Source organism: Micromonospora sp. NPDC001898 (assembly GCF_042891255.1).
Classification (GTDB): domain Bacteria; phylum Actinomycetota; class Actinomycetes; order Mycobacteriales; family Micromonosporaceae; genus Micromonospora.
Map to the genome: position 1 here is coordinate 64,842 of NZ_JBIATC010000008.1, position 16,012 is coordinate 80,853.

Annotated in this window: 12 protein-coding genes; 7 read left to right on the top strand and 5 right to left on the bottom strand. The window is 72.4% G+C overall.

Annotated elements, in window-relative coordinates:
* Positions 1-115: 115 nt before the first annotated feature.
* Entirely contained in the window at positions 116-1,861 is a 1,746-nt protein-coding gene (murJ, locus tag ACFYZF_RS18985) for a murein biosynthesis integral membrane protein MurJ (RefSeq protein ID WP_387022315.1), read from the bottom strand.
* A gap of 128 nt (positions 1,862-1,989) precedes the next feature.
* Between murJ and ACFYZF_RS18990 the strand changes: the two genes are divergently transcribed.
* Positions 1,990-3,450 (top strand): CCA tRNA nucleotidyltransferase, encoded by a 1,461-nt coding sequence (locus ACFYZF_RS18990; RefSeq protein ID WP_387022318.1) that lies wholly within the window; start codon positions 1,990-1,992, stop codon positions 3,448-3,450.
* Positions 3,451-3,682: 232 nt separating this feature from the next.
* Positions 3,683-5,752 (top strand): S8 family serine peptidase, encoded by a 2,070-nt coding sequence (locus tag ACFYZF_RS18995; protein WP_387022320.1) that lies wholly within the window; start codon positions 3,683-3,685, stop codon positions 5,750-5,752.
* A 135-nt stretch (positions 5,753-5,887) separates the two neighbouring features.
* On the opposite strand, the gene ACFYZF_RS19000 is transcribed toward ACFYZF_RS18995, so the two are convergent.
* From ACFYZF_RS19000 to ACFYZF_RS19015, 4 genes are all read right to left on the bottom strand, one after another.
* Entirely contained in the window at positions 5,888-7,414 is a 1,527-nt protein-coding gene (locus ACFYZF_RS19000; protein WP_387022323.1) for a flotillin family protein, read from the bottom strand.
* A gap of 51 nt (positions 7,415-7,465) precedes the next feature.
* Entirely contained in the window at positions 7,466-7,978 is a 513-nt protein-coding gene (locus ACFYZF_RS19005) for an NfeD family protein (protein ID WP_387022325.1), read from the bottom strand.
* Between the two features lie 135 nt (positions 7,979-8,113).
* Positions 8,114-9,214, bottom strand: coding sequence for a hypothetical protein (locus ACFYZF_RS19010; protein ID WP_387022328.1), 1,101 nt, complete (start codon positions 9,212-9,214; stop codon positions 8,114-8,116).
* Complete coding sequence (locus ACFYZF_RS19015) at positions 9,211-9,732, bottom strand: SigE family RNA polymerase sigma factor (RefSeq protein WP_387022331.1); 522 nt, start codon at positions 9,730-9,732, stop codon at positions 9,211-9,213. The genes ACFYZF_RS19010 and ACFYZF_RS19015 overlap by 4 nt, the downstream gene beginning before the upstream one ends.
* Before the next feature lie 100 nt (positions 9,733-9,832).
* Here ACFYZF_RS19015 and ACFYZF_RS19020 point away from each other — a divergent pair, with 100 nt between their 5' ends.
* The 5 genes from ACFYZF_RS19020 to ACFYZF_RS19040 all read left to right on the top strand — a co-directional run bounded on the left by ACFYZF_RS19020 (position 9,833) and on the right by ACFYZF_RS19040 (position 15,830).
* Positions 9,833-10,309: a methylated-DNA--[protein]-cysteine S-methyltransferase gene (locus ACFYZF_RS19020; RefSeq protein WP_387022334.1), complete on the top strand. Its 477-nt coding sequence runs from the start codon at positions 9,833-9,835 to the stop codon at positions 10,307-10,309.
* A gap of 213 nt (positions 10,310-10,522) precedes the next feature.
* Positions 10,523-11,296: a hypothetical protein gene (locus tag ACFYZF_RS19025; RefSeq protein ID WP_387022337.1), complete on the top strand. Its 774-nt coding sequence runs from the start codon at positions 10,523-10,525 to the stop codon at positions 11,294-11,296.
* Complete coding sequence (locus ACFYZF_RS19030) at positions 11,289-13,397, top strand: hypothetical protein (protein ID WP_387022340.1); 2,109 nt, start codon at positions 11,289-11,291, stop codon at positions 13,395-13,397. Before ACFYZF_RS19025 ends, ACFYZF_RS19030 begins: the two co-directional genes overlap by 8 nt.
* Before the next feature lie 38 nt (positions 13,398-13,435).
* Positions 13,436-14,434, top strand: coding sequence for a hypothetical protein (locus ACFYZF_RS19035; protein WP_387022342.1), 999 nt, complete (start codon positions 13,436-13,438; stop codon positions 14,432-14,434).
* A 91-nt stretch (positions 14,435-14,525) separates the two neighbouring features.
* On the top strand, positions 14,526-15,830 hold the full coding sequence (locus ACFYZF_RS19040; protein ID WP_387022345.1) for a DUF4407 domain-containing protein: 1,305 nt from the start codon (positions 14,526-14,528) through the stop codon (positions 15,828-15,830).
* The last annotated feature ends 182 nt before the right edge of the window (positions 15,831-16,012 follow it).

The window sequence follows — 16,012 nt, forward strand, 5'->3', positions numbered from 1 at the left end:
TGACCCGCGAATCGCTGAGTTATCCACAGGTGTATCCCCAGCCTGGTGATCCCCAGTCACCCTGCGTGCCAGCCGGGGCCGGGCACCTGCCGGTCGGACCCGGCGTGGCCCCGGGTCAGCGCCCGATCCGGCTGCGGACCATCCCGATCACCTCGGTGATCTCCCTGATCCGCAGCACCATGGCCAGCCCCAGGTACGTCCCACCGATGGCCGCGCCGCCGACCACGATCTGCACCGCCGACTGGACCAGGGTGGGTGCGTCGTCGCCCGGCAGCAGCTTCACTACCAGCAACCCGACGACGGTGGCCCCGGCGGCGGCGACGGCCACCCGCACGAACGTGCCGCTGATCTGCCCCATCCCGATCCGCCCCACCCGGCCGCGCAGCAGCCACGCCGAGATGACGGCTGCCGCCACGTACGAGAAGGCGTTGCCGAGCATCATCCCGGCGGCGGCGAAGCTCGCCGCGAAGAGCGAAAAGAGGCCGATCTGTACGGCCACCCGCAGCCCCACCACCGGGATGTTGGTCAGGGCCGGGGTCCGGGTGTCCGGCAGCGCGTAGAAGGCGAAGGTGAAGAGCTGGCTGATCGCGAACGGCACCAGCGCGATGCCCGCCACGACCAGCACCGGGACGGTGTCCCGGGCGTTCTGCTCGGTGAACGCGCCGTGCTGGAACAGGGCGAAGGCGATCGGGGCGGCGAGCACCGCGTAGCAGACCCCGATCGGGGCGAGGACCGCCGTGACCGTCCGGGTGCCCCGGGACAGGTCGGCGGCGAGGTCGGCGTACCGGCCGTCGGCGGCGGCGGCGCTCATCCGGGGCATCAGCGCCGTGATGATCGATACGGCGATGATGCCGTGCGCCATCATCAACAGCAGGAAGACGTTGTTGTAGATCAGCGGGCCGGCCGCCTTCTCGCCGCTGGCCCGGCTGAGCAGGTTGAACACCACGATCAGGCCGATCTGGCTGACCGCGACGTAGCAGAACATCCAGGCACCGAGCCGGCCCAGCTCGGCGAGGCCGAGCTTGCCGAAGTCGAAGCGGAACCGCCAGCGGAAGCCGACCTTGCGCAGCGCCGGCAGCAGGCCGGCCGCCTGGATCGCCACGCCGAGCAGGGTGCCCCCGCCGACCAACAGGATGCGTCCGAACGTCATCTCGTCCGGCTCGACGATCTTCGCACCGAAGATCGCGATGTAGAGGCCGCCGGTCGCGATCACCACGATGTTGTTGAGGATCGGCGCCCACATCGGGGCGGCGAAGTGGCCCCGGGTGTTGAGGACCGCGCTGATCAGCGCGCTCAGGCCGGTGAAGAAGATCATCGGCAGCATCAGTCGGGACAGCGCGTTGACCAGGCCGCGATAGTCGCCGGTCTGCTGGTCGCTGGCGTACAGCCAGGTCAGCACCGGGGCGATCGCGACCGCGATCACCGCCGCGACGGCCAGCGCGATCACCGCCAGGGTGAGTAGCCGCTGGGCGTACGCCTGGCCCCGGTCGTCGTCGGTCTTGCGCCGGCGCACCAGCACCGGGACCAGGACGCTGGTCAGGATGCCGCCGAGCAGGAACTCGTAGACCATCCCCGGGAAGATCTGCGCCGTGGTGTAGGCGTCGCCGACCAGGGCACCACCCAGCGCAGCGGTGAGCACGAGCGTGCGCAGAAAGCCGGTGCCCCGGCTGACCAGGCTGCCGATCGCCATCACCGCGCTGTTCGTCGCGGCGCTGGTCTCCGCGACCACCTCCTGCGGGGGTGCGGTCGCCTCCACAGCGGGCTGGTTCAACGGCTCCGCGGAGATGAAGGTGGCGTCGTCGCCCGGGGGCCGGCCGCCGCCCTGCGCGGCGTTCGCGCTGCGGTACAGACCGCCGCTCATCTTCCAGCCTCCATGGGGTACGTCTCGGAGCCGGGCACCGGCCCGCACCACATGACCATAGTCAACCCCACCGCTGACCCGCGCCCGGCGGATCAGTTCCTCCACCGGCCCGATACGCTGGCGATCCCATGTCCGAAGCCTCCGCTCCCCACGCCGCTGACCGCCGCGAGCTCACCGCCGCGCAGCACAACGCCGTCGCCGAACTGCTCCGCGTCTCCCCCGTCGCCGACGAGCTGGGTCGCCGGTTCGCCAAGGCGGGCCACGAGCTGCACCTGGTGGGGGGGTCGGTACGCGACGCCCTGCTCGGTCGACTCGGCGACGACCTGGACTTCTGCACCGATGCCCACCCCGACCAGACCCTGCGGATCATCAAGGGCTGGGCCGAGTCGGTCTGGGAGACGGGCCGCGACTTCGGCACCATCGGCTGCCAGCGCGACGGGTTGCGGCTGGAGATCACCACCTTCCGCGCCGAGGCGTACGACCAGGTCAGCCGGAACCCCGTCGTCGAGTACGGCACCAACCTCGCCGACGACCTGAAGCGCCGCGACTTCACGATCAACGCGATGGCGGTCAGCCTGCCCGAACACCGGTTCACCGACCCGCACGGCGGCCTCGACGACCTCGCCGCCAAGGTGGTCCGCACCCCCGGCACCCCCGCCGAGTCGTTCGGCGACGACCCGCTGCGGATGCTGCGGGCGGCCCGGTTCGCCGCCCAGCTCCGCTTCGCCGTCCACCCGGACGTGCGCGCCGCGATGGCCCGGATGGCCGCCGACCTCGACCGGATCACCGCCGAGCGGATCCGCGACGAGTTCACCAAGCTGCTCTGCGGCGCGGACCCGATCACCGGGCTGCGGCTGCTGGTCGACACCGAGTTGGCCGACCGCTTCCTGCCCGAGCTGACCGGGCTGAAGCTGGAGATCGACGAGCACGCCCAGCACAAGGACGTCTACGAGCACACCCTCACCGTGGTCAGCAACGCCGTGTCGTACGAGACCGGCGGCTGCGACTTCGTGCTGCGGATGGCCGCGCTGATGCACGACGTCGGCAAGCCGGCCACCAAGGCGGTCGGGCCGGACGGCCGGGTCAGCTTCCACCACCACGAGGTGGTCGGCGCCCGGCTGACCAAGGCCCGGATGAAGGCCATGAAGTACCCGAAGGACGTCATCACGCAGGTGGTCAAGCTGGTCAACCTGCACCTGCGTTTCTACGGGTACGGCCGGGGCGAGTGGACGGACTCGGCGGTGCGCCGCTACGTCACCGACGCCGAAGGGCTGCTGCCCCGGCTGCACAAGCTGACCCGCTCGGACTGCACCACCCGCAACCGGCGCAAGGCCGCCGCCCTGGCGGCGGACTACGACGCGCTGGAGGAGCGGATCGCCCGGATCGAGGCCGAGGAGGACCTGGCCCGGGTCCGCCCCGACCTGGACGGCAACGCGATCATGGAACTGCTCGGCGTGCCACCGGGGCCGGTCGTCGGCCGGGCCTGGAAGCATCTGAAGGAGCTGCGCCTGGAGCGCGGCCCGCTGGACCGCGACGAGGCGGAGGCGGAGCTGCTGCGCTGGGCCCGCGAGCAGGGCATCGCCGGCTGACCGAGGGCTCCGCCGAGGGTTCCGATGGTCCATACAGTCGGGAAATTGACGCCGAGTCGGCACCGTATCGACCGATCGGCTGAGGTAATTCCCTTTGACGACCGTCCATGATGGTGCAACATCATCCAGGCCTCCTGTCCATCAGTGTGAGGCCGGAATCATCATTCCTCGGCCATCCGAGCTGGATGGTTGATGCTGCAACGGGGAGTTTTCTTTGAGAAATCGTGGCGTAATGCGCCGCTCTACGGTGGCCGGCTTCGCGCTTGCCTCCGTGACCTCCATCGTCTGCGCCACCACAGGTGGCACCGCGGTGGCCAACCCGACCACCCCGAACCCACAGGCCAGCCCGGGCGCGGTCAGCCCGGACGCCGCCGGGGGTCCGGTGCGGCCGGCCCTGACCGCTCCGAAGCGCCCGCAGGCCGGTAAAGCCGACAAGAGCGTCGTGCCGGGCCGCTACATCGTGAAGCTCAAGAACGGCAAGGCCAGCCCGAGCGTCACCCGCAGCACGGTGAAGGCCCTGGCGGAGGCCAACGGCGGTACGGTCCGGAAGGTCTTCACCGGTGCCCTGCGCGGCTACTCCGCGCAGCTCACCCCCGCCCAGGCGAGGCGCCTGGCGGCGGATCCGGGCGTCGCGTACGTCGAGCCGGTCCGCAAGTACTCCGCGAGCGACACCCAGGCCAACCCGCCCTCCTGGGGCCTGGACCGGATCGACCAGACCACCCCCGCGCTGAACAACTCGTACACGTACCCGGGGTCGGCCAGCGGCGTCACCGCGTACGTCATCGACTCCGGCATCAACATCGACCACCAGGACTTCGGTGGCCGGGCGAGCTTCGGGTTCAACGCCGTCGCCGACGGGATCGAGTCCGACTGCCTCGGGCACGGCACGCACGTGGCGGGCACCGTGGGCGGCACCACGTACGGCGTCGCCAAGGACGTCGACCTCGTCGCGGTGCGAGTGCTCAACTGCGATGGCTACGGCACGACCGAGGAGGTCGTCGCCGGAATCGACTGGGTGACCAACAACGCCCAGAAGCCGGCGGTGGCGAACATGAGCCTCGGCGGCCCGGCGGACCTGGCGCTGGACGACGCGGTCGCCGCCTCCATCGCCTCCGGCATCAGCTACACCGTCGCCGCCGGGAACGAGGCGGACGACGCCTGCTCGTACTCGCCGGCCCGGGCTGGAGCCGCGATCACCGTGGGCGCCACCGACCGGGTGGACATGATGGCCGCCTTCTCGAACTACGGCTCCTGCCTGGACACGTTCGCCCCCGGCGTCGGCATCACCTCCGCCTGGATCGGCGGCACCGACGCGCAGGAGACGATCAACGGCACGTCGATGGCCGCCCCGCACGTGGCCGGCGCCGCCGCCCTGCTCCTCGGCCAGCATTCGGGCTGGACCCCGCAGCAGGTGCGCGACGCCATCGTCACCAACGGGATCTCCGGCGCGGTGCTCGGCCCGACGGGCAGCATCGACCGGCTGCTGCACGTGAATGCGGCCCCGGTCAGCCGCAGCTCCGTCGGCCTCCGGGCCCGGGTCAACGACCTCCTCGTCTCGGCGGAGAGCAGCGGCACCAAGCCGCTGATCGCCCGTAGCGCGCTGCTCGGCGCGTGGGAGAAGTTCGACGTCGTCTCCGCCGGCAGCGGGCTGGTCGCCCTCAAGGCGAAGACCAACGGCAAGTACGTCGTGGCGGAGAGCGCCGGCACCAAGCCGCTGATCGCCCGCAGCACCGCGATCGGCCCGTGGGAGACGTTCCAGCTGTTCAACAACACCGACGGCAGCATCAGCCTCAAGGCGCAGATCAACGGCAAGTACGTCGTGGCGGAGAGCGGCGGCAACCAGCCGCTGATCGCCCGCGGCACCTCGATCGGCGCGTGGGAGAAGTTCGACTTCGAGGCACCGAACCCGATCGTCAGCATGCAGGCCAAGGTGAACGGCAAATTCGTCACGGCGGAGACCAGCGGCACCAAGCCGCTGATCGCCCGCGGCACCTCCGCCGGCGCCTGGGAGAAGTACGAGCTCGTCGACCTCGGCGGCGGGTGGGTCGCCCTCCGCGCGCTGGTCAACAACAAGTACGTGGTCGCACAGAACGGCGGCGCTGCGCCGCTGCTGGCCAATAGCACCGAGGTCATCGACGGGGAAGCCTTCTTCGTCGGCTGGCACCACCCGGACGGCACCGTCCACCTGTACTCGAACGCCAACAGCATGATCGTCACGGCCGAGGCCGGTGGCACCAAGCCGCTGATCGCCAAGAGCACCTCGGTCACCTCCGCGGAGCAGTTCACCATCGCTCTCGCCTGACAACCCCCGCACCGACCCGGCGCCCGTCGGTACCGCCCCACACCGGGGAGGTCCGGCGGGCGCCGGTTTTTCTCCCGTGCCCCGCAAACGAGGCCGGGCGGACCCGCTTGCGGGTCCGCCCGGCCTCGGCGTGACTCAGCGGTCGCCGGTGCTTCCGTCCACAGCGGCCCGGCCGCCGTGGTCGGCCGCCGCAGTGGCGTTCTGCCCTCCGCCCAGCTTGGCGAGCAGGCCGGCCAGGTCGATGCCGGTCAGGTCGGTGCCGAGCTGGAGCCCCTGCGCCACGTTGCTCGCCACCGACTTCGTCAGCGAGGACGCCCCGTCGGTGGAGATCACCGTCAGCTTGTCGATCGCGCCGATCGGCGCGCTGGCCGCCTCGACCACCTGCGGCAGCACCCGGACCAGCAGGTCCAGCACCGCCGCCTCGCCGTACGCGGCGAACGCCTCGGCCTTGCGGGCCATCGCGTCGGCCTCGGCCTGCCCCCTGGCCAGGATGGCCGCGGCCTCGGCCTGTCCCTCCCGCTCGACCGCCTCGGCGATCGCGGAGCGCCGGCGCTGCTCGGCCTCGCCCTCCTTGGCGCCCTCGATCGCGTTCGCCTCGGCCAGGGCGGCCCGGCGGGCCCGCTCGCCCTCACCGGTGAGCCGGGACTGCTCGGCGACGGCCTGCGCGGCGGCGATGGTGGCCTGCCGCTGGGCGTCGGCGTTCAGCACGGCCGCGTTGCGGGCCGCCTCGGCCTCCTGCTCCACCTTGTAACGGGCTGCGTCGGCCGGCTTGCGCACCTCGGTGTCGAGCTGGCGCTGCTTCAGCTCGGCGTTGCGCTCGGCCACCTTCTGCTGCTCGGAGAGGATCGCCTGGTCCCGTTCGGCCTGGGCGAGCGGGCCGGCTGCCGCCGACTTCGCCTTCGCGGCGTCGATCTCGGCCTGGATGGCGGCCTGCTTCAGCGACAGGTTCCGGTTCGCCTCGGCGATGGCCTCCTCGGCCAGCAGCCGCTCCTGCTCGGCCTGCTGCCGGGCCCGGGCCTCGGCGATCGAGGCGTCCTTGAGCACCCGGGCCGCCTCCGGGCGTCCCAGGTCCTGCAGGTACGACCCCTCGGCGACGATGTCCTGGAGCTGGAAGGTGTCCAGCACCAGGCCCTGGTTGGTCATCGAGTGCTCGGCCTCCTCGGCCACCGCGCTGGCGAACGCCGCCCGGTCCCGGATGACCTCCTCGACGGTGAGCCGGCCGACGATCGAGCGCAGCGCGCCGGCCAGCACCTCGCGGGTGAAGTTGTCGATCTCGTCCTGCTGGTGCAGGAAACGCTGAGCGGCGGCGCGGATCGCGTCCTCGGTGCCGCCGACCTTGACGATGGCGACGCCGTGCAGGTCGGCTCGGATGCCCTGCTTGCTCACCGCGCCCTTGATGCCGACGTCGATGCGACGGCTGGACAGGTCCAGCGACTGGATCTTCTGCACCACCGGCAGGACGAAGACCGACGCGCCGAGGACGACCTTCTGCCCGGAGTTGTCAGTGGAGCGGCCGCCGTCGGCGGTGTGCGTGGTCCGGCCCCTGCGGCCGGTGACGATGAACGCCTCGTTGGGCCCGGCGACCTTGATCCGGGAGAGCACGAAGAGGAGGAGGAAGACGACGAGGAGAACCACGCCGCCGATGGCGATGAGAAGGGGCATGCGACTTCCGCTCCGAGGGGTTAGAGGTTTCGTGGGTCCCTGCGGCAGGGCTCAGTAGGTTTCGACGTACACGCTGGTTTCACTCAGGGCCTCCACCACGAAGACCCGGGCGCCGACCGGGATCGGTTCGTCCGCGCGGGCGTTGAGCTTCACCGGCTGGCCGGCGACGCGGACCCGGACCTCGCCGTACCCGTCGACCGGAACCGGGGTCACCACCAGGCCGAGCGCGCCGATCAGGTCGTTGCGGGTCGGGGTGGGGTCGGTCCGCATGGTACGGGCCGCCCGGCTGAGCCGGACCGCGACCCAGGCCGTGGGCACCGCCGCCAGCGCGCCGCCGGCCACCGCCGCCGTGATCATCCCGGGGGTACGCCCGCCGAGCAGTTCGTTGACGATCGCGGCGCCGAAGCCGAACGCGCCGGTGAAGCCGGCGACCGCCTCGACGGACACCGGCCCGTCGACGTCGGGATGGCCGAACTGGAACAGTTCCGCGCCGAGCAGGGCCAGCGCCAGCACGGCGACGCCCGCCCCGCCGATGATCAGGAAGATGAGCGTCCCCGAGGCCATGAGCTGCACGGTAGCGCCGCCGCGCAAGGTCACCCGGCGGCCGTGGCCCACGCCTGGCGGGGGCGGTGGGGCAGGGCGCGTCAGGTGGAGGCCACGGGGCAGGGGCGCACCGCCGGAGGCGGGGCCGGTGCACGCTCAGCGCGGGGTGGCGGAGAGTTCCAGGGTGGCCACCTCGCGCGGCACGGGCTGCCGGGCCAACTCGCGTCCGGTCGGATCGGCGAGCACGTAGTCCCGGTAGCCGTACGGACGCCGGTAGAGGAGACGGTCGTCGGAGACGAAGGCGACGTCGGCCGTCGGCAGGGCCCGGAGCACCCGGCCGGTGGCAGTCTCCACCAGCAGTGGTTCGGTCTGGCCCTGCACCACCACCAGCCGGCTGTCCGGCGACCAGGCCCACGGGCCGACCGGGTCGCCGGGCACGGCCACGAACCGGGTCGGCCGGCCGTCGTCGGCGGAGAAGAGTTGCACGCCCCGGCGGGGGTGCCGCGCCGACTCGGACCGGGGGGCGAACGCGTCGGTCTGTTGGAGTGCCAACTCCCGGCCGCCCCGGGTCCAGGTGAAGAAGCAGTAGTCGGTGCAGAAGTAGCGCACGGTGTCGACGGGGTAGCGACGGAACCCGCCGTCCGTGGAGAGGACGCCGATGAACCGTCCCCCGGTCTCCTTGTCGCTGATCGTCACCACCAGCCGCCGACCGTCCGGCGACCACTGCGGCGGCCCGACGGTGAGGCCGACGCGGATCCAACTGGTCCGGCCCCGGGCCGTGTCGCCCAGTCCGATCTCCAGGGGCCGGCCGGCGTCGACGAGGGCGGCGAACGCGCCCCTCGGTGCCGGCCACACCCCGGCGTAGCCGTCGGCGCGCTGGTAGCGGTTCCGGCTCCGGTCCAGCACCCAGCCGGTGCCGTCGCGCAGGGCACTGCCGACCACCCAGTCTCCCGGCAGGACCAGTGGCGACGCCGTCCAGTTCCGACCCGGGGTCGGGAGCAGGTCCGGGCCGGGAGTCGCGCTGGCGGTCGGCTCGGGCACCGCCGGCAGGACCGGCGGGCGGTGCCGCAGCAGCACGAACGGCAGGATCACGGCGGCGACGGCGAGCAATGAGACGCTCACCACCATCGCCCGACGGCGGGTCCGCACCCGCCGGCCGCGCCGCAACGCACCGGCCGCCAGGTCTGGGACCGCACGGGCCTCGCCCGCGAGTCCGTGTAGGGCGGCCCGCAGCGCCTCCTCGGCGGACGAGTTCATCGGTTCACCTCCGGCCGGTCGGCGTGGTCGACGAAGTCGGGCACCAACTGCCGGAGCTTGGCCAGCGCCCTGGACGCCTGGCTGGCCACCGTCCCGGTCCGGCAGCCGAGCAGGGCGGCGGTCTGCTCCACGCTCAGGTCCTCCAGGTACCGCAGGGTCAGCACCGCCCGCTGCCGGGGCGGCAGCGTCAGCAGTGCGTCCCGCAGCAGCATCCGCAGATCGACGTCGTGCCCACTGTCCCGCTCAGCCGGGGGCTCGGGCAGCACGTCGACCGGCACCTCGGGCCGCCGGGAGCGGCGCCGCCAGCCGGAGACCTGGTCGTGGTACAGGATCTTCTTCACGTACGGCTCTGCGTCGCCCCGGATCCGCGGCCAGCGCGCGTACGCCTTGGCCAGCGCGTTCTGGAGCAGGTCCTCCGCGCCGTGCTGGCTGCCGGCCAGGGCGTACGCGAAGCGCAGCAGGGCCGGGCCCCGCTCGTTGACGAACGCGGTGAACTCCCCGTCGGTCACCTCAGTCACCGCCCACCTCCGATGGTCAAGACGCCCACCGGAGCCGGAATCTTGCCTCGTCGGGCGGCCTGGTCGCGGCGAGGTCGGACCGGGAGGGAAGAATGGGGGTGTGCGCTGGACCGTCCTCGACTCGCCGATCGGCGAGTTCTCCGTGGCCACCGACGACGCCGGGGTGTGCGGCGCGCACTTCGGGCGGGTGGCGGCGGCCGAGACGCCCGGTGACGAGTTGTCCGGGCGGGCTGTGGCGGAGCTGCGGGCGTACTTCGCCGGCGAGCTGACCGAGTTCACGGTGCCGGTGGCGGTGCGCCGGGGCTCCGAGTTCGAGCGGGCGGTGTGGCGGGAGATGACCCGCATCCCGTACGGGGAGACGATGACGTACGGGGCGGTGGCCAAGGCCGTGGGGGACCAGGGCGCGGCGCGGGCCGTCGGGGTGGCCTGCAACCGCAATCCGATCCCGGTGATCGTGCCCTGCCACCGGATCGTCGGCGCGGGGGCACGGCTGGTCGGCTTCGGCGGCGGCCTGCCGCGCAAGGTGAAGCTGCTGGAGCTGGAGGCCGGGGTCGCGCTGCGTCGGCTCTGGAGCTGACCGCTCGGCACCGCTCGACACTATTGCCCTTGGTGATGGCCTGACTACAATTCGGTGATCCGCTGTCGGGCGCTCGTCGCCCCGCGGGTGAACCCTGCCCTGATCGCGTAGCTGACAGTCCGAACCCGTATTTGTGAGGGGTCTGGACAGCTGATCCCACGAACAGTGGGTGGGCAGAAATCACACCACCCACCGTTACGGGAGCGCTGGTTCATGCAGCTTCACGAGCAGTTCGGCCGAAGGCTCTGCGTCTCTGTCGATGCGGAGGGCTACGGCGGGCGCGACGATCGCGCCCAGCACGACATGCAGAGGACGCTGGTCCAGCTCCTGGACGAGGCTGCCGCCCGGGCGCAGCTGGACCGGACCACCTGGATTCGGCAGGGCGTGGGGGACGAGGAACTGTCCCTCGTGCCGCTCGGACCGGACGAGCCCCGGGTGGTCGACGACTTCCCCCGGCAGTTGGACGCCGAATTGGCCCGGTTCAACCGGTCCCGGGATCCGGCGGAGCGGCTACGCCTGCGGATGGCCCTGCACACGGGCGTCGCGTACCGGGCCGACAACGGGTTCGCCGGTCAGGGCGTGGTCGTGGTGAGCAGGTTGCTGAACTCCGCGCCGATCCGCAGCGCGCTCAAGCTCGCCCGGTCGGTGAACCTGGCGCTGATCGTCTCGGACGGGGTGTTCACCGACGTGATCGGCCAGGGGCACACGACGTTGGGCGCGGACGACTTCCGTCGGGTAGAGGTGTCCGAGAAGGAGTACCGGGCCGTCGCCTGGCTCCGGGTGCTCGGTGCCGATGTGCACCGGCTCGACCTCGACGGCGCCAGCGGCGGGGCGGCCGACCAGGCCACCAACGCGAGGCCGGAAGCCCCGCGCCACCGCCCGGCGCGATCCGGCGGGGACCGCGCCGGCCTGGTGACGAACGTGTTCAACGACGAGGTGCACGCCACACACGCCACCTTCGGCATCTCCGGGGGTGTCCATGGATGACGAGGGGACAGCACCCGCCGGACCGGCCGACACCGACGACCCAGCTCCCCCGGACGGGCCGGTGGTGTCCCCGCCGGTTCCCTCCGCCGCCGGGGACGACGAGGTGGGACTCGACGACCAGCGGTACGGCGCACGCGTCATCAACAAGTTCTACGGGCAGGTGCACGCGGCACACGCCACCTTCGGGGTCTCCGGGGGCACCCTCGCGACCCCGGCGTTGGTGGGCCGGCTCCGGCCGGCGGACATCGGGCACGCGCTGCGGTACTACGCGCGGCCTTCCTGCTTCGCCACCGCGCTGGACGCGCTCCGCGGGAGCCACCTGGTCGTTCTCACGGGGGAGGAGGGCATCGGCCGGCGCGCCTCCGCCTTCGCCCTGTTGCAGGAGGCGACCGGGCTGGTCGGTGAGGTGACCGGCCTGTCGCCGGCCATGGCGCTGGCGCAGCTCGTCGAGTACGACTACCTGCGCGACCGTGGCTACGCTCTGCTGGACTGGATGGGCGAGCGCCGCGACGGCGTGGTGCAGGAGTTCGACCTGGCGCGGCTCAGCGACCGCCTGGAGAAGGCCGGCGCCTTCCTGGTGATCACCACCGAACCGCGGGCCGCCCTGCTGCGGGTGCGGGCTGGTCACGTCGTCGCCTGGCACCGCCCGGACCCGGTCACCATCCTCGAAGGCCGCCTACGGGACGGGTCCGGGTGCCCGCTGCCGGAGGCCGACCGGGCGCGGATCCGGCAGCACGCCATCGAACTCGGCCGTCCCGCCGAGGTGGTCCGGCTGCTCGACCGGCTGCCGCAGGGGGTGGAGGCGGCGCTCGACGAGGTCGAGAGGACCGCCCGACACCGGGTTGAGGAGTGGTTTAACCAGGCGTCGGGGTGGGACGAACTGCTCACCGTGGCGGCGCTGGCGTTCGCGTACGAGCTGCCGGAGCGCACGTTCGAGCGCGCGTACGCCAGGCTTCGGGAGATCGACCGCGCGGAGGCCCTCCGGACGGTGACCGTCGACACCGGGTCCGCGCGGACGCCGGCGGTGGTGATCCAGGGCCGGCGAGGGCTGCACCGCGAGGGCGGCCTCATCACCCGCCAGGACGGCACCACCCTCGACGACGACCTGGGGGACGAGCGGCGGATCGTGTTCGTCGCCGACTCGATGCGCGAGCACGTGCTGGGGGAGCTGTACGAGTGCGACTACCAGCTCTGGCAGCCGCTGCGCCTGTGGATGCACGAACTCGCCGCCATCCGGGACCTGGACACCCGGCTCCAGCTCGCGCTCGGAGTCACTCTGCTCGCGCGTAACCGGAGCGCCGCCGGGGAGGCCCGTGACCTCCTGGGCTCGTGGGCCGCCGGCAGCGCCGCCACCCGGTTCACGGCCGTGTCGACGGTGTCGTTCATGGCCGGCGACGACGTCCTCGCCCCGATGGCCCTCCGAACGGTGCTCAGCTGGACGGACGGGGCCGGCCAGAACTGCGCCGTGACGGCGGCCATGGCGCTCGGCGGGCCGCTCGGCATCCGCTACCCGACCGAGGCCGAACGCTGGCTGTGGCACCTGTCCACCCGAGGGCAGCGGATCCGGGTGATGGCGGTCCGCTCGCTCGGTCTGCTCTTCTGCGCCACCGCGGCCGACCTGGACGGCTCGATTGCCCTGCTCAAACGCCTGCTCCTCCGGCTGCGCCGAACCCTGACCGCAGCGTTCGACCTGCGCCAGCACGGCCACGCGATCGAGGCGGTGCTGGAGGTGCTCAGCGTCGCGCACCTCGACCGCGAGGAGCCGATGGTGGCGTACCTGCTCCGGCTGCGGCCCACGGCCGCCACGACGGTCGGGGCGCTCTGGGCCGAGGCGCTGCGCAGCCTGCCGCACCGGGGGCTCGCCATCGACGCGTTGCGCGCCACGTTGGAAGCGCTCGCGCGGGAGCCCGCCGCCGAGGACGCCGTCGGCCAGCTCGGCGACGCCGTACGGGCGGAACTCTCCCCCGAGGAGTGCGCGCTGCTGCGCCGCGACCTGGCGTGGGCGCTGCGGGGCCCGTTCGGGGAGGCCGACGCCTTCCGTCCGGTGGTGACCGCCCTGCTGACCGCCCTCGCCCGCACCACCCGACCTGCCCTGCGCTGATCCGTTCGTGTCGACCCTGAGGAAGGGCCAAGACTGAAATGCTCTACCCGGTCCTGAGTGAGAAGACCCTGCCCCCCGTACCCCGGCGGCTGTTCCTGTCGGCCCGCCGCAACGAAGCCGACCTGCCGCCAGTGCCGCCCGGCGGCGTCTATGTCTTCGAGGTGGGCGGCCGCCAGCGGCTCTACGGAGACCGCCACATCGACCTCACCGACGACGTGGTGGTGCACGCCGTCGCCGTCAGCGTCGTGCAGCGGCGCGCCTCCATGGTCACCTGCGAGTTCGTCATCCCCTCGATCAGCGCGGCCGACGACTTCACCATCGCGGCGACGTTCCGCTGTCAGGTGCTCGCGCCGGAGACCGTGGCCGAGTCCGGCCTGATGGATCTCTCCGCCGTGCTGTACAACCACCTGGCTCAGGACCGGGACCTGAAGAGCCTGGGCCTCAACTACCGGATCGACGACATCAACGAGGTTCGTCGGCTGGTCGACGCGCAGATCACCGCGTACTGCACCCTGGTGCCGCCGGCGGTGCGGGGGATGTCGATCGGCTTCTCCTCGGTTCTGGTGCATCCCTCGGCGGACCTGCGGGACCAGCGCCGCCGGATCCGGGACAAGGAGTGGGAGCACGAGGTCGGGCGGATCGACGTGGCCTGGGAGAACGGAGAGGTCAACCGGTACGCCGACCTGCTCTCCGCCGGGCCGGCCTCCGCCGAGGCCCTCGGGGTGGTCCGGCACGAGGTCAACGTCGGGCAGGTGGCCGAGCGGATGCGGGAGGACGAGCGGGACCGCCGCCGTCAGCTCGGCGAGACGCTCCAGATGATGGTCGACCGCGGGTACTTCGACCGCATGCCCGTCGACCCGATGCAACTGCTCGACGAGGTGGCCGGGCGCCGCATGGGGGCGAGCGAGGCGCCCGCGGTCACCGAGGGCGGACAGACCATCCCGCTCGGCGCCGGTCGGGCCGGCGGTCGCGGCGTCAGCCCCGGCGGGGACCGGTCGGAGCCGGACGCCATTCCGAGCGAGGAAGACATTGCCTGAGCACCGGAAGCGGCCAGGTCGGGAGGAGGCCGACCGGGTAAGCCGCCCCCACGGTGTCGAACCGCCCCGCCTCCTGCGTGCGCTCGCCGGAGTGGACGAGCCCCTGCTTCGCGAGGTCTGGCACGAACGTGCCCGCCACACGGCGCTGGGTGGTGTCGTGCTGGGCACCGCCCTGGTCGCCGGGTTCTCGATGTTGATGGCGATCAACCAGTCGCTGGGCGCATTCTCCGCTATGCACCTGGTGCCCGCCCTGCTCTGGGCCGTGTTCGTGCTGAACCTCGACCGGCTGCTGGTCACCAGCATGGCGGGCAACGCCCGGCGGGTCGGCTCGCTGGTGATGCGGCTCACCGTGGCGCTGATGTTCGGCTTCATCATCGCCGAGCCGCTCATCATGCGGATCTTCGAGACCGCCATCGTGCAGCACGTCCAGGACGAGCGCGGCAGGCAGCTCGACGCGCTTCGGACCAACCTGGTCAAGTGCAACGGCGAGGAGCGGGCGACCGCCGAGCGGGACGTCGTCACCGCAGAGTGCCGGGGCTTCACGCTGGCCTTCGCCGCCACGCCCGCGTCGGTCACGCGTGAGCTGGCCGGGCTGCGTGGCGAGGCGGCGGCGCTGGAGAAGACCGTCAAGCGGGACACCGACGCGCTCGCCCGGCTCCGCTCCGACGCGGTCAAGGAGTGCGTCGGGGGCGGGAGCGAGCGCGACGGCTTCACCGGACGCCGCGGGGCGGGGCCGCTGTGCCGGCAGCGCAACGCCGACGCCGAGGAGTTCGCCCGGACCCACCCGGTGGCCCAGAACGCCGCGAAGCTGGCCACCCTGCGGGGGCGCGTCGCGGACCTGGAGACCCGGCTCGGCAGGGCGGTGGCCACGTTCGAGAGGAGCCGTGAGGAGCAGATCAACGGGCGCGTCGAGGAGGAGCGCAGCCACCAGGGGGCGATCGGGTTCCTGGAGCGGCTCGACGCGCTGCACACCCTCTCCGGGCAGAGCTTCGCCCTCTTCGTCGGCACCTGGGCCATCCGGCTGTTCTTCGTGGCGATCGACTGCCTGCCGGTGGTGGTGAAGTTCTTCGGTGGAACGACCGGCTACGACGAGCTGTTCAAGATGCGCGCCGCGTCCGCCCAACGGGTCTTCGCCGAGCGCGTGGACACCGAGGAGCGGCGGGCCGTCGAGGAGTACGCGAAGGAGAGGGACGAGATCGAGCGCCGGACCCGGATGCGGCGCGACGAGCACGACCTCTCACTTCAGGAGCATCAGGTGGGCCTGACGGCCCGCCGCGGTGACGCGGTGAGTGCGTACGCGGCGGAGCTGCTGCGTGGCGGACGGGGGGTTCTGCCGCCGGAGGCTGACCGCGGCGGCGTCAACGGCCGCGCCGTGTCGGACGCCGGGCTGGTCTGACCGGTCCGACCGGCACGCGCACCGGCCGGTGACAGCACGCACGGAAGGGGGGGGGGGGGCGGCGCCCCCCCCCCCCGGGGGGGGGGGGGGGGGGGGGGCGCCCCCCCCCCCCCCCCAGTTGGGTGGCAGCTCCGCCGGGGGGGGGGCGGGGGGGGGGGGCATTCAACCCGGGGGGCTCAGTA

Bases quoted from the DNA above. Each gene is read 5' to 3' on its own strand.
- murJ (WP_387022315.1), bottom strand. From the start codon at position 1,861: ATGAGCGGCGGTCTGTACCGCAGCGCGAACGCCGCGCAGGGCGGCGGC.
- ACFYZF_RS18990 (WP_387022318.1), top strand. From the start codon at position 1,990: ATGTCCGAAGCCTCCGCTCCCCACGCCGCTGACCGCCGCGAGCTCACC.
- ACFYZF_RS18995 (WP_387022320.1), top strand. From the start codon at position 3,683: ATGCGCCGCTCTACGGTGGCCGGCTTCGCGCTTGCCTCCGTGACCTCC.
- ACFYZF_RS19000 (WP_387022323.1), bottom strand. From the start codon at position 7,414: ATGCCCCTTCTCATCGCCATCGGCGGCGTGGTTCTCCTCGTCGTCTTC.
- ACFYZF_RS19005 (WP_387022325.1), bottom strand. From the start codon at position 7,978: ATGGCCTCGGGGACGCTCATCTTCCTGATCATCGGCGGGGCGGGCGTC.
- ACFYZF_RS19010 (WP_387022328.1), bottom strand. From the start codon at position 9,214: ATGAACTCGTCCGCCGAGGAGGCGCTGCGGGCCGCCCTACACGGACTC.
- ACFYZF_RS19025 (WP_387022337.1), top strand. From the start codon at position 10,523: ATGCAGCTTCACGAGCAGTTCGGCCGAAGGCTCTGCGTCTCTGTCGAT.
- ACFYZF_RS19030 (WP_387022340.1), top strand. From the start codon at position 11,289: ATGGATGACGAGGGGACAGCACCCGCCGGACCGGCCGACACCGACGAC.
- ACFYZF_RS19035 (WP_387022342.1), top strand. From the start codon at position 13,436: ATGCTCTACCCGGTCCTGAGTGAGAAGACCCTGCCCCCCGTACCCCGG.